General features: G+C 39.3%; 10 protein-coding genes and 2 pseudogenes. 9 read left to right on the top strand and 3 right to left on the bottom strand.

The features are described 5' to 3' along the window. Nucleotides 1–136: 136 nt before the first annotated feature. From RT405_RS08100 to rpsI, 6 genes are all read left to right on the top strand, one after another. Complete coding sequence (locus RT405_RS08100) at nt 137–934, top strand: energy-coupling factor transporter transmembrane protein EcfT (protein ID WP_313469018.1); 798 nt, start codon at nt 137–139, stop codon at nt 932–934. Nucleotides 935–1,023: 89 nt separating this feature from the next. After that, complete coding sequence (truA, locus tag RT405_RS08095) at nt 1,024–1,839, top strand: tRNA pseudouridine(38-40) synthase TruA (RefSeq protein ID WP_313469017.1); 816 nt, start codon at nt 1,024–1,026, stop codon at nt 1,837–1,839. Between the two features lie 4 nt (nt 1,840–1,843). Continuing rightward, nucleotides 1,844–2,335 (top strand): GNAT family N-acetyltransferase, encoded by a 492-nt coding sequence (locus RT405_RS08090; protein ID WP_313469016.1) that lies wholly within the window; start codon nt 1,844–1,846, stop codon nt 2,333–2,335. A gap of 90 nt (nt 2,336–2,425) precedes the next feature. Then, a complete protein-coding gene (locus RT405_RS08085) occupies nt 2,426–2,899 on the top strand; it encodes a hypothetical protein (RefSeq protein ID WP_313469015.1) in 474 nt (157 codons plus the stop codon). Nucleotides 2,900–3,061: 162 nt separating this feature from the next. Continuing rightward, nucleotides 3,062–3,505 (top strand): 50S ribosomal protein L13, encoded by a 444-nt coding sequence (gene rplM, locus RT405_RS08080; RefSeq protein WP_313469014.1) that lies wholly within the window; start codon nt 3,062–3,064, stop codon nt 3,503–3,505. Between the two features lie 13 nt (nt 3,506–3,518). Next, nucleotides 3,519–3,911, top strand: coding sequence for a 30S ribosomal protein S9 (rpsI, locus tag RT405_RS08075; RefSeq protein WP_035031189.1), 393 nt, complete (start codon nt 3,519–3,521; stop codon nt 3,909–3,911). Between the two features lie 56 nt (nt 3,912–3,967). Here rpsI and RT405_RS08070 read toward each other — a convergent pair. The 3 genes and pseudogenes from RT405_RS08070 to RT405_RS08060 form a co-directional block, all read right to left on the bottom strand. Next, nucleotides 3,968–5,009 (bottom strand): annotated as a pseudogene (locus tag RT405_RS08070) (tyrosine-type recombinase/integrase). A 100-nt stretch (nt 5,010–5,109) separates the two neighbouring features. Further along, the gene (locus tag RT405_RS08065; RefSeq protein WP_313469020.1) at nt 5,110–5,304 is read right to left on the bottom strand and encodes a DNA-binding protein; all 195 of its coding nucleotides are present in this window, start codon (nt 5,302–5,304) and stop codon (nt 5,110–5,112) included. A 74-nt stretch (nt 5,305–5,378) separates the two neighbouring features. Beyond that, on the bottom strand, nt 5,379–6,614 hold the full coding sequence (locus RT405_RS08060; protein ID WP_313469013.1) for a replication initiation factor domain-containing protein: 1,236 nt from the start codon (nt 6,612–6,614) through the stop codon (nt 5,379–5,381). Nucleotides 6,615–6,702: 88 nt separating this feature from the next. Between RT405_RS08060 and RT405_RS08055 the strand changes: the two genes are divergently transcribed. The 3 genes and pseudogenes from RT405_RS08055 to RT405_RS08045 form a co-directional block, all read left to right on the top strand. Continuing rightward, nucleotides 6,703–7,512, top strand: coding sequence for a helix-turn-helix transcriptional regulator (locus RT405_RS08055; protein WP_313469012.1), 810 nt, complete (start codon nt 6,703–6,705; stop codon nt 7,510–7,512). Nucleotides 7,513–7,880: 368 nt separating this feature from the next. Beyond that, complete coding sequence (locus tag RT405_RS08050; RefSeq protein ID WP_313469011.1) at nt 7,881–9,512, top strand: N-6 DNA methylase; 1,632 nt, start codon at nt 7,881–7,883, stop codon at nt 9,510–9,512. A 149-nt stretch (nt 9,513–9,661) separates the two neighbouring features. Next, nucleotides 9,662–12,017, top strand: a pseudogene (locus RT405_RS08045) (class I SAM-dependent DNA methyltransferase); the annotation flags it as partial.

The following is a 12,017-nucleotide window of genomic DNA, read 5'->3' as shown; positions in this document are numbered from 1 at the left end:
ACGCGAAATTAGGCCTGCCAGCGGATCGGTTGTATTTAACGACCAATGAACTAGCTGATGCCATTGCTGCGCAAGTGAAGGCTGTAACGGCAGATAAAGGGCCTGTTACATCAGAAACCAAAGCAGGTGAAGACAAATGATGGATAAATTGATTTTCGGCCGGTACATTCCGGGAGATTCTTGGATCCACCGGCTGGACCCCAGAGCAAAGTTGTTAGGCAGTATGTATTTTATCGGAATTATCTTTTTAGCCAATAACTGGCAAACTTACGCATTATTGTTTCTTTTTACGATGTTTGTGATTCAATTGTCTAAAATCAAATTGAGCTTTTTCATCAATGGGGTTAAACCGCTGATTTGGTTGATTTTATTTACAGTACTTTTGCAAGTACTATTTACCGGCGGCGGAACGGTCTACTTTTCTTTAGGGCCGATTACGGTTTCTCAAGAAGGACTGTTGAACGGTGTATTTATCTTCTGTCGGTTTGTTTTGATCATTTTTATGTCGACTTTATTGACCTTGACGACTATGCCGTTGTCCTTGACTGATGCGATTGAATTTTTATTGCGTCCTTTGATCGCTTTAAAAGTACCAGTTTACGAAATAGCTTTGATGTTGTCGATCGCACTACGGTTTGTTCCAACTTTGATGAACGAAACCGAAAAAATCATGAACGCCCAACGAGCCAGAGGAGTAGACTTTGGAGAAGGAAATGTTTTTCAGCAAATGAAAGCCATTGTGCCGTTGCTGATTCCTCTATTCGTCAGTTCCTTTAATCGTGCTGAAGAGCTGGCAACAGCGATGGAAGCCCGCGGTTATCAAGGCGGCGAAGGACGGACCAAATACCGGCTGTTAAAATGGGAAATGCGCGATACGCTTGTGATCGTTGGTTATGCCCTATTGACAGTAGCCTTAGTTTTTTTAAGAAATTAGGGTAGAATAAAGGCTGATTCATCTTTAATTGAAACAGCCTTTTTTCTTTTGCAGTAAGTGATAAATTTTATGATTAGGAGTCAGTGATAATGGAAACTACACGCTATAAAATTATTATTCAATACGATGGCACAAACTTTAGCGGCTTTCAAATTCAGCCTAATGCTCGAACTGTTCAAGGCGAAATTGAACGCGTACTGAAGATCATGGCCAAAGGACTAGAAATTAAAATACAAGGATCAGGCCGAACGGATTCAGGTGTTCATGCGTTAGGGCAAGTTATTCATTTTGACTATCCGATCCGAATGCCGATTGAAAACATGAAACGGGCTTTGAATAGCTTGACTACTAATGAGATTTACGTTCAACAAGTTGAATTTGTCAGTTTTGATTTTCACGCCCGCTACCAAACAACCGGGAAAAAATACCAATACCGGGTCGACACAAATCCTGTTACCGATCCATTTAAACGGCTGTACACCAAACACCACCAATACCCGATCAATTTGCCGGTTTTAGAACAGGCGTTAAAAGATATTGAAGGTACGCATGATTTTTCCAGTTTCTGCGCTTCAAACAGCGGGCGCGAAGACAAAGTACGGACTGTTTATGAAGCCAGTGTCGTAGAAGACCCTGAAAAAGGCGAGCTGATTTTCACGTTTAGAGGAGACGGCTTTTTGTACAATATGGTACGGATCTTTATCGGTACACTGTTGCAAATTGCGAATGGACGCCGACCAGCTGATGATATGAAACGCCTGTTGGAAGTCAAAGACCGTCGTCAAGCAGGCCCAACAGCTGCCCCGCAAGGTTTGTATTTAGTCGAAGTTTATTATGATGTGGAAGAAGCAACGAAAGGCACCCGCTTTTATCAACCAACCGTGCAAAAATCAAAAGGAGAATAAGCAGATGACAGTAGTGATACGAACCAGCCGATGGTCGGATTATCCGGACTTAGTAGCAATCGAAAATCAAATTTGGAATGAAACCAATACACCGAATGTCACAACTTATTCTTCAGCAGAAGCTTACCGGCAACACCATCCTGTGGGTACGCATTTAGTGGCTGTTAACGAAGAGTTGAATAAAGTAGTAGGCTTTGTCGGCTTTCATACGCCCACACCTTTAGCAGCCCACCAACGAACCTGGATGATCGATATCGGTGTAGATCCAAATACACAAAGCACTGGAGTCGGCTCCCAATTGTTGGAAGCTATAAAAAATAAAGCAAAAGAACAACAGATCCATAAACTGGGATTGCGTGTGTTAGCTACAAACCAACATGCTATTCGTTTTTATCAAAAGAATGGCTTCGTGATTGAAGGAACGCTGAAAGAGGAGTTCTGGTTGAATAATCAATTTGTAGATGATATTTTAATGGGTTTTATTTTAGAAAGTTGACAAAATTTGCTATACTAGCACAGTAAATAAATCGGTAACACTTTTACCTATAAATCAATAGATCGAAAACGATCGAAAAGGAGAATGAACATGTATAAAAAATCAATGATCTTTTTTGCGGCAGCATTTGTCTTAGCAGGCTGCAGCACTAACAAAGCAGAGGCGCCTGCTGAAGAATCTTCTGAAGCAGCTGTTCAATCTAGTCAAGAAATGGCACAAGAAAGTTCAGCAGAAAGCGCCGTATCTGAAAGCTCAGTATCATCAGAAGAAGCCGATACAGAAGAAGACAGCGAAGATATGGCACCGGTCAGTGAAGAAGAAGCAGCTAACGCCGAAGAAGCAACAGACCTCAGTCAATATGAAGAATTGGCTTATGCAAAAGACAAAGTGGACTTATCAAAATACGAAAGCCGCATTTTGACTGATAACCAAGGAAAACGCGTGATGCTCTTTTCAGACGGCAACCAACAAGTCTATAAAACCGTCTATGTGAAACACAACAACTGGTTAAAAGTGATCGATTTGAAAAACGACGATTTAGTGGTAAACGAATCCATTAAATAAAAGAAAAAAGTGCTGATAAAGTTTCAAAAAAACTGCTAGAATGATTGACATCTGGCTTTTAAAACGGTATTATGTTAGATGGTATTGTTTGCCCCACATAATGAGCCCCGGAAACTTATATTGTGCACCAAACAAACAGATAAGAATATGGAGGAAACTAACGTGCGTACAACTTATATGGCTAAACCTAGCGAAGTAGAACGTAAATGGTATGTGGTAGACGCAACTGATATCCCAATGGGACGTTTGTCTACTGTAGTAGCATCAATTCTACGCGGTAAAAATAAACCAACTTTCACACCCCACATCGATACTGGTGACTTTGTGATCGTTATTAATGCAGAAAAAATTAAATTAACTGGTAAAAAAGCAACTGACAAAATTTACTCTCACCACACTGGATACATTGGTGGATTGAAACAAGTTTCAGCTGGAGACTTACGTGCTAACAAACCACGTAAATTGATTGAAATGTCTGTCAAAGGTATGTTGCCTAAGAACACTTTAGGACGCAAACAAGGCATGAAATTACACGTTTACGCTGGTGCTGAACATGATCACCAAGCACAACAACCTGAAGTACTAGACATTACAAACTTAATTTAAGGAGGGAAATTCTTTGGCACAAGTACAATATACCGGCACAGGCCGTCGTAAAAATTCAACAGCTCGCGTACGTTTAGTACCCGGAACTGGTAAAATCATCATGAACAAAAAAGACATTACTGAATACATGCCTTTCCCATATTTATACGTAATCGTTAAACAACCTTTAGCAGTTACAGAAACATTGGAAAGCTATGACATTCACGTAAACGTAAATGGCGGTGGCTACACTGGACAAGCAGGCGCTACTCGTCATGGTATCGCTCGTGCGTTACTACAAGTAGACCCAGCTTTCCGTGCACCTTTAAAAGCTGCAGGACTATTAACACGTGACCCACGTATGGTTGAACGTAAAAAACCAGGTCTTAAGAAAGCTCGTAAAGCTTCTCAATTCTCAAAACGTTAATCAATTTACTATTGTATCAACGTTTTCAATGGTTTTCTGGTTCAGGTGGGTTCAAATTACGAATCCGACAACGAATTTAAGAGACTTAAGGCATCAGCATCTTGTTGGTGTCTTTTTTCTGGCATCAATTCCAGATAGTAGTTTTGGGTGGTTTGGATATTGATATGTCCCAATCGTTTGGAGACATAAGCCAGATCGATATTTTGTGAAAATAGAAAAGATGCGTGGGTATCCCGAAGACCGTGGAAGGTGGTTCGCTCGATGCCCACCTTTTTTAATACACGGTGTAAGCGGGCGGAATGATTGAAACCTTGTGGGTCAAAATAGTAACCATTCTCGTGAACAGACATTCCTTGAAGAATATCGTAAATTTCCTTATTGATGGATACATCTCGCTTGGAGTTTTTCGTCTTTAATGAAGTGTCTTCTGAAGTCGGACTAATGGATCGTACTACATGAATGCCATGTTCATAGACATCTTCTGGACGAATGCCCAAAAGCTCACCACGACGCATGCCAGTCTCCAAAGCCAATAAGACCAAAACGTTAAACTCATCATCGGTATGTTGTAGGAGATAAGTTCGTAGCTTCTTGAACTCGGTGATGGATAAAGCCCGGTTTCGCTTCGGTAATTCTTTGCCACGAGTTTTTACTAAGCTAGCAAAATCAGTTGGCAAGTAACCGCGAGCATAAGCGTCTCTCAAAGCCGTTTTGATTTTCAACAATATTTCATGAGTCGTCTTACGGGAGTGCGTATTCATCAATTTTTCTTTGGACAACGATATCATTTAAGTCTTTTAGTTGGATGTCACCAAAGAGCCGTTTCACGACAGCAGAGGTGCGCTGGTAATTTTGAAAAGTGGATTCCTTTACATCATTTTTCTTGATGATGTTGATCCAGTCTTCAAAATAGGTAGCAAATGGTGTGGTTCGTTTCGCTAATTCTTTTCCATTTCCTTTCTCAAGTTCATTTTCCAGTGCCCATAATTTCGCTTCTTTCTTGGTATCAAAAGACTTAGTCAATTTTTTATGTTGGCCATTCTTGAAAAGTGAAATTTGGATACGAAATTTGTTGCCGCGTTTAATAATGCTGGACATCTATCTTCATTCCTTTCTCTATTGAAGGTGGTTGATAGATGCTCTTGAATACACTTCTATTGTAAGCGGATACCGGCTCTTCTTCAACCACCTTAACGTTTTAAATGGAGTGGCTACTAACAAATTTTTGTAGTGAATCAATCGTGTAGCGTTCTTGTTTGCCAATCATGAATCGCTCCAAATCATCGTGCTGACGGATATGTTTATCAAATGACTTGGGATCAATCCCTAAAAACTTGGAAGCTTGTTCTCGCGTTAAGAGATAAGGATAGAAAGTGTTGATTTCTGATTGCATTTTTTGAACTCCTTTCATGCTAGAGTCCCGCTGCAATCTGTGCTATACTCAACTTGTCTAGGGCGGAGTATCGTTTACACATCAGTGTCAGCGGTGCTTTGCTTTATTTGTTTTTGTCTAAAATATTTTTTGTAATAATTAAACTCCCCCTGATAAAACTCAGAGTGCTCAAAAATGTGATTCTTTAATTTCTCGGTTCCTTCGCTTAATTTTCCTGTCTCGATGACAGCCTCAATCAAATCAAATTTGAAAAATTCCCCCAGCTCCCTGACCAATTTCAAAGAGGGTGCCACACTGTCTTCAAACCAGCGAACTGTTTTCTCCAAGGCCATTGGATCGGACAACAGCATTAGTCTGATTTTGTCTTTGCCGTTGATGAAAGCCTGCCAACGCTTATCCAGTTGCACACCTTCTTGATCTCTGGGCCGATCATAGAAAACCACAGACTGACTGATTAAGCCCATGATCAAAGTGTTTAAGTCAGTTCCGTTACGAATTTCAGTTGCCAATCTATCGGCTTTTTTATCCTTGTAGCGAAGTTCATACCGATTGACAATCTCAGCTTCTTTAATCGGTGTTCCTCGCTTAACGAATTGTTCGTAGTCTTTTTGGTAGAAACAGAAATGACTCAGACTTCGAACTGAACCAAAATAGAGCGTTGCGCCACGAGAGGTCCCGTCTGTGGCATTGAATGTTTCTCTTGGATCGACAATGCGAAAAGAAGACTTAAATTCCAGCCGTTTTACTTTGCGAATCAGCGTTGGAATATCCAGTAAGCCAACGTAATCATTTAGGGCCAAATCAATGCGAGTGAAGTTTCCGCTATAGTCTTTGACCCTTTGAAAGAAGTCTTGCCATGTTTTACCAGCGCTCTTTAGTTGGCCCGCTAGGAGACGACAACCTTGCCCTTTCAATTCAAACAGGGTACCCTGGGTTTGGTTTTTGGAGATACGGATATAAATGGCCGTCCGAAAATTGAAATACCCTTCATAGTTCAACATGGTCGATTCGTGGAAATCCATATATTTTAAGCTGATTTTCAACACCTGATCGATTAACTTCTGATAATCAGTGTCAAAGAAGTGAATGGTTAAATAATCGACAATTCCTTCAAGACAGTCTGATTGCACATCCCCTTCGAATAGATTGAAAATCTGCTGAATCAATTCTTCATCGCCTTGCCGTTTACCAGTCTCAATCTTTGAAATCAGCGAGCGTGAGACGCCAAGATATTTTGCTAAATCATTTTGTGTATACCCCCTTTCTTCACGTAATTGACGAAGATAATCGCCGCAGAGTTGTTCCGTCATTCCATCAGCTCCTTTTGTACTTATATTAAGTACAGAGAAAGTACAAATATATAATGAGTTTATCGAAGTAAAGAATGGTGGCGATTTGATGGAAATCAATAAGGTAGCCGTAGGACAGCGCATTAAAGAAATTCGAACAGATTTGGGATTGAGTATGGCTAAGTTCGGTGAGTTATTGGGCAATATGCCTAGAAGTAGTGTCAACAATTGGGAGCGAGGGATTAATCTTCCCAAGAATGAGACGCTGGCAAAAATCGCAGAGGTTGGCAAGACAACCAATGAATACTTGTTATACGGTGACCAAGAGAACCAATATATCATGGAACTATTGGAGAAAAAGCTTAATGAGGCTGATCCTCGTCTAGCGAGTATGATTAAAGAAATTGCTCAGCAGGTTGAACCTAGTGATGAAGCGCAAATGAAAAATTTTATCAATTTTTTGGTGAACAATATCACGCCGCCAGATGGCAGTGATGAATATTCCTATCAGTTAATTGATAAAGAGATGTTGCTGTACCTGGGATCGATTAAATCTGGGACAAAAGCACAAATCTATCTTCATTTTGATCAGGACACGAAAATCATGCATATCATGCCGTTTACGTTTTCTGATCAATCGGTGGACCGGCTGTTAATCTTTTTGAATAATGGGGAATCACTTCATTATTTTGATGACAAGTTGCCGGACGAGATGAAACAAAAGCCGATTATGCTTTACTATTTCAACGAGCGAACCAACGATTTAGCGATTTCAGCTCTTGTTTACAACGCCCAGAGTATGTCTTACCAGGTTGCGCAATCTGATGAAGACCCATTTAAAGGGCAGGGATATATGCCTTTTGTTGAGGAGCTATTTAAAGAAAAGCTTCTTCGAAAGGAACTCGCTGACAAAGACTAAATGTGACAACATCGTTAAGTTGGTGACAGAGTAAACATTGATAAGTCACAGTTTTTAGGTAGCTTTGGACATTTTCCTGTTTCTAGTTAGCCCCCTGTTAGAATACGGAGCTAAGACACACAAAAATACCACGAGGACCGGCCTGGCTTCGCCGCCGGCCCTCGTGGTATTTTTGTGTGAACTCGCATAGAGAATGAATATAAAAATATCTTCTTTTGGATTCGACTGTAAACCCGCTATATAAGTTAATTTATCTAAGTGTATCGTATGCGGTACAAAAATATCTTATATTCTTGTTGACTTTTATATTTTTGTACCGTATTATTTGAGTATCGAAGCGCACGATATAAAGATAATGAGGTGATCTAATGAAAAACAAACAAACAGAATTATTAATTAAAAAAATTAAACGTCAAAATAATAGACTTCAACATGCCGTGGATGGCATTCATAAATTTATGGAGCTAAAGCTTGAGTTTCCATCTAGCACGCAAAATGAAGATATTTTTCCTGAACAAAATGAGGGCTCGGTGCTGACGAGTGGCAATTTCGGACACTATACAGATAGCGAGCTAGTGAGTTTGGTGATTCGACTACAAGAAGAAATCAGGATGAAAAAGAGGGCGGAGTCTAACAATGAAATCGAAAATTTGGTTGTAGCCATCTTAAAAGAAAACTCTGATTCGGTATCTTTATTCGATGGTAACGCTAAGCTTGGTCGTTTCCTGCTTGAAGCTTCTCAACAGACGAGTATTAATAGCTATTTTGGTCTGTGTTCGAGTGAGGTAGCTGCGGAACGTGCCAATCTATATGCGAAGTTCCTTTCTATGAATCAAACTCGGTTCGCAGAAGGTGACTTTTTGACTGAGAAAGCATTATCAATGCAGGAAAGGATCTTTGTTACACCGAATTTTGACAATGAACTTGACGAGGCAGTTGTTGCAAAATTGGCTAATATGTCTGAGTTTAAAGTTATTCGAGAGATGTCTTCATATTCACAAGAATGGCTTTATGTCGTAAAAACGATTGATACCCTATTAGATGAGGGAATGGGATTTGTTTTGATGCCCAATAGTGCGTTAAGTTCAGTTCGTGATGAAAATTTGCGCATGCGAATTTTCAGTAGTGGTGATTTATGGGCTGTTATTAAGTTGCCAGAAAGAATCGTATTGGAGCGTGGCAGTCAGCATACGTTGTTAATTATCAAAAAAGGTTATCGCGGTCCTATCCGGATGGTAGATGCCTCAAATGAATTTGACGCGGGGCAAAGCCGCAAGAAGGCCTACTTTTCTTCAGAAAATCTGAAAAACGTTGTTACTATGCTTAACACAAATTCTAAATTCTCAATGGCAATTGATGCTAGCTTGGTTCAAGAGAAGTTTTATAATTTGTCAGTTATTGAATACTTAGACGATTTAGAAAGTCAGCTCAAGAATCCGGTTGAATTAATGTCTGTTGCGAAGGTGTTTCGTGGGCGACCTTTTGATAAAGATACCATAGGGGAATCTGATACTAGTGAGCCTGGAGGCTACTTGTTAAGCGTTGCTGATGTAGGGGATGGCTATATTGATAAGTTATCACAGGAACTAAGTGCTAACTTAGTGGCAAAGAGCAAAAAATTTAGCCTTCATGAAGATGATATTGTGATGACCTCTCGGGGATCTATTCTGAAAATGGCAATGGTAACAAAGAAACAAGCAGGTCAAACTATCATTTTGAGCTCAAATTTAGTAGCGATTCGCTCTAATGATATTAATCCATTTTATTTATTTGGCTTTTTAAAAAGTGAATTAGGTCGCAAATTGATTGAGCGGACAATGACAGGAAGCAATATGGTGGTAATTAGCAATAAGCAACTGGAGCGGATGCTAGTTGACTTGCCAGACGAAGCTACCCAGGAAGTAATTGGCTCAATAGTCAGCCGTTTATGTAATGAGCTGAATGATACTGTTCAGCGAACGAAAGATGTCCAGCTGCAACTAGGTACAGTGATTTCTTAATCGTTCGACAATAGGGTATTTATATAAGTAGAATTATCGTTCAAACTCGAATGAATATAAATGGTACATGGTATAATATTCGTGAATGACATCGTCGTACAAAGTCGTGTAAAACTCAGATTATATAAACTGAAAGTAGTGATTAATAAGTGGCAAAAAATAAAGTATTAAATATCACTGAGATAGAGGATGGAATAAAAAAAATCGTCACTAATCTACAAAGTGAAGAGTTTATAACAAAATTTCTTAGTCTCTATGATATCCCAAAGACATCCGTCACCCGTGCTAACAAGCAATTCGGTGAAGGAGAACCTTTCGTAATAAAAAATAAACTTTACTATGTTGAGACCGACAGTGATGTTGTGGTCTCCATTGATGCTATCGAACAAAAAATCAAAGATCAAAAGTCGAAACCGCGGTATATCGTGGCAAACAATTTCGCGCAGATTGCCGCTCTGGATACTAAGACCCGTGCCACATTGAACATACCCATTAAAGAGTTACCTGCAAATGCAGATTTCTTTCTTGCATGGAATGGGATTGAGAAAGCGGATTATCAGGCGGAAAATCCAGCAGACAGAAAAGCTGCTGAGCGTTTTGCAAGGTTATACGATGTTATAGCCAAGGACAATCCATCAGCGGATGAGCATGCCTTCAATCTTTTTTTAATTCGAGTACTGTTTCTACTGTTTGCGGAAGATACAGGAATAATGGAAAAAGGGTCCTTCACAAATGTATTAAAAACTCGAACTTCAGAGGATGGTAGTAATTTTAATCAAGTTATAAAAGAATTGTTCGAAGTACTTGATGTACCAAAAGGGCAAAGAAATGAGAAGTCTGATTGGTTGTTCGATTTTCCTTATGTAAATGGCAAGCTTTTTGGTGAAGCACATGTGGATTTAGTTTTTACAAAAGTTTCTCGCGAGCTATTGATTGAGGCTGGGGAGCTACTTAACTGGAATGAAATCAATCCAGATATTTTAGGGGCAATGATCCAATCGGTGGCTTCGGCCGAGGACCGCCATGTATCGGGCATGCACTATACGAGTGTGCCAAATATCTTGAAGGTAATTAATCCACTTTTCATGGATGAGTTGAATGATGTTTTTAATGAACTAAAAGCTCGACATCAAGAAAACGAATTGAAGAATCTTAGGAGCAGGACCTATAGGGATAACCGGAAAGATATACTTAATAAATTAAGGTTGCTTCTTGATCGGTTATCAAAAATCAAATTTTTAGATCCAGCAAGTGGTTCTGGAAATTTTCTGATTATAGCATACAAAGAAATCCGTAGACTTGAAATAAAAATTTTGCTATTAATGGAAGAAATTGAACAATCTGATACTTTGCCACTATCAACAGTCCATCTTGGTAATTTCAATGGAATTGAACTTGATGATTTTGCCCATGAAGTTGCAAAACTTTCACTATGGATTGCGGAGCATCAGATGAATGAAGAAATGAAAGAGGCTTTGCCAGGGGCAATTGCGGAACTTCTGCCGTTAAAAGATGCTGGGAACATTATATGTGCCAATTCTCTGGAAATAGACTGGATTGAAGTCGTCGAAAATATGGAGAAAGATGAGGTATATGTTCTAGGGAATCCACCATATGTAGGGGCAAATAAACAACAAAAAGAACATAAGGATGATTTGAAAAAAGTTTTCGCACCAGAGGGTATACGAACCGGCGAACTTGATTATATTTCCGCTTGGTTCATTGTTGGTGCAAGGTATATTAGAGACACGAATGCGAAATTGGCTTTTGTTACGACAAATTCTATAATACAGGGTAAGCAGGTAGGTATGCTCTGGCCAAAAATTTTTGATTATAAAATCACAATTTCGTTTGGATACACTTCCTTTAAGTGGGGAAATAATGCTAAGAACAATGCTGGTGTAACTGTAGTCATTATTGGGTTAGCTAGTGATCTACAAGGAGAAAAGTATATTTACAATGGTGAAAGCAAAAGAATGGTAAACAATATTTCGCCATACCTTACCAGTAATAATGATGTAGTTGTTAAAGAAACCAGAAAAGTTTTGAATGGATTGCCCAAAATGGTGTCAGGTAACCGAGCCGTTGATGGAGGAGGTTTGATATTTAATAGTGAAGATTATTATGATGCAATTTTGAATGATCCTGAAATTAAACCATACTTTAAGAAGTATTACGGGGCAGAGGAATATATAAATGATCAGCCTAGGTATACTTTGTGGCTAAATAAGGGTCAGTATGAAAAGTTAAGAAATCATGATTTGATCAGCGCACGCATTGAAATTGTAAAAAAAGCGAGATTATCTTCAAAAGATGTTAGCACACGAACATTAGGATCTGAACCGTGGAGAATGAGAGAAACAAGACTAACTACAACAAATAGTATTATTATCCCTAATGTATCATCTGAAAACAGATTTTATGTACCCATGGGTTTTGTTGGCGGGGACTCGATTGTTTCAAATGCTGCTTCGGTTATATATGATACACAAGTCTGGCTACTCG

The organism is Carnobacterium sp., assembly GCF_032094055.1.
Lineage (GTDB): Bacteria > Bacillota > Bacilli > Lactobacillales > Carnobacteriaceae > Carnobacterium_A.
Note: the sequence above shows the minus strand (reverse complement) of the source record. Positions and strands in the feature narration are given on the sequence as shown.

Bases quoted from the DNA above. Each gene is read 5' to 3' on its own strand.
- RT405_RS08100 (WP_313469018.1), top strand. From the start codon at position 137: ATGATGGATAAATTGATTTTCGGCCGGTACATTCCGGGAGATTCTTGG.
- truA (WP_313469017.1), top strand. From the start codon at position 1,024: ATGGAAACTACACGCTATAAAATTATTATTCAATACGATGGCACAAAC.
- RT405_RS08090 (WP_313469016.1), top strand. From the start codon at position 1,844: ATGACAGTAGTGATACGAACCAGCCGATGGTCGGATTATCCGGACTTA.
- RT405_RS08085 (WP_313469015.1), top strand. From the start codon at position 2,426: ATGTATAAAAAATCAATGATCTTTTTTGCGGCAGCATTTGTCTTAGCA.
- RT405_RS08065 (WP_313469020.1), bottom strand. From the start codon at position 5,304: ATGCAATCAGAAATCAACACTTTCTATCCTTATCTCTTAACGCGAGAA.
- RT405_RS08060 (WP_313469013.1), bottom strand. From the start codon at position 6,614: ATGACGGAACAACTCTGCGGCGATTATCTTCGTCAATTACGTGAAGAA.
- RT405_RS08055 (WP_313469012.1), top strand. From the start codon at position 6,703: ATGGAAATCAATAAGGTAGCCGTAGGACAGCGCATTAAAGAAATTCGA.
- RT405_RS08050 (WP_313469011.1), top strand. From the start codon at position 7,881: ATGAAAAACAAACAAACAGAATTATTAATTAAAAAAATTAAACGTCAA.